We start from the raw sequence: 1,290 nt of genomic DNA on the forward strand, positions 1-1,290 counted from the left end.
TGGTCTTACCCCTGTCAAGTAGACAGTAATAGATTAGGTGCCTTTTCATTAAGCAGCCTTAGTTCCAAATTCAATAGGACTAAGGTTGTTTAATCTTTTTTGAAATCTTTTGTTATTGTAATAGCTCATATATCTTTTAGTAGCCTTAAAAACTTCTGCCTTTTCATGAAACGTATGTCTATAAAAGCATTCTGCCTTAAAATGACTAAAAAAGCTCTCTATACATGCATTATCGTAACAATTCCCCTTCCTAGACATACTTACAGTTATTTTGTTCTTTTTAAGTAATTGGTTATATTTTTTTGACGTATACTGATAACCTCGGTCACTATGTAATACTGTTTCGTGGACTTTTCTTTTTCTCAAGGCTTTATTGACTGTATCTGTAACTAATTTTAAATTGTTGTATTCGCTCATTTGATAGGCCACAACTTCGTTATTGTAAAGGTCTAGTATCACTGAAAGATATATGCGCTTAGTATTAAAGGTAAGATAGGTTATATCTGTAACCCATTTTTCATTTGGTCTTGTAGTTGAAAACTCTCTGTTTAACAGATTTTCCGACACGACGCATTGTTCTTTTAAACCAAAATGCCTCCACTTTTTCTTTCGAATCTTAGCTTGTAGCCCCATTCTCCTCATTAAACGATATACTCTTTTGTGATTTACCTGTAAACCATAATACTTTTTGAGCCATATACAAATTCTTCGGTAACCATAGCTACCATTTATATCTGGATCTCGTTCGCATTCTCCTATTTTAGACATGATAAATTGGTCCTCTTTCATCTTTTCAGTGGAATCGTTGATTCTTTTTTCCCACTTATAATATCCACTTCTTGAAACACCTGCAATTTCACAAAGCAATACAATTGAAAAATTCTGTTTTAAGGTATGAATGACCTCATATTCTACTGATTTACTTTTTTTGACCTCATCCCCCTTTTTGTAGCTAATAGCTTTTTTAAGTATGCGTTTTCCGCTTCTAATCGTTGTATTCTAGCATCTTGACTTATTTCATTTGTTTGTTTGGATCTTCCACGTTTTTCTTGTAGGCCCAGAATACCCTCATTTTTATATTTTTTAATCCATCTATCTATAACTGAATATGTAACTCCTAATTCCTTTCCAATTAACTTGCTTCCAATTCCTCTATGTAAGTACAATTCAATAGCTTTCATTTTAAAATCAATTGAAAAAGTTCTTCTAATTTTCCCCATAAAAAATCCCCTCCATAATAAACAGTAAAGTAACTTTCTTTCAACTGTCTACTATAAGGGGATCATATCA

2 protein-coding genes are annotated in these 1,290 nt (G+C 32.2%); both read right to left on the reverse strand.

Annotation, left to right across the window (positions count from 1 at the left end; genetic code table 11):
• Positions 1-48 precede the first annotated feature (48 nt).
• Positions 49-990, reverse strand: a complete 942-nt coding sequence (locus tag MR169_RS27885) for an IS3 family transposase (protein ID WP_141528486.1) — start codon at positions 988-990, stop codon at positions 49-51.
• Positions 912-1,220 (reverse strand): helix-turn-helix domain-containing protein, encoded by a 309-nt coding sequence (locus tag MR169_RS27890; protein WP_086406667.1) that lies wholly within the window; start codon positions 1,218-1,220, stop codon positions 912-914. The genes MR169_RS27885 and MR169_RS27890 overlap by 79 nt, the downstream gene beginning before the upstream one ends.
• Positions 1,221-1,290: the final 70 nt, after the last annotated feature.

This window comes from Bacillus cereus group sp. BfR-BA-01349, from assembly GCF_022663795.1.
GTDB classification, from domain to species: domain Bacteria; phylum Bacillota; class Bacilli; order Bacillales; family Bacillaceae_G; genus Bacillus_A; species Bacillus_A cereus.

Excerpts from the sequence above, each read along its gene's own strand:
- MR169_RS27890 (WP_086406667.1), bottom strand. The coding sequence starts at position 1,220 with ATGGGGAAAATTAGAAGAACTTTTTCAATTGATTTTAAAATGAAAGCT.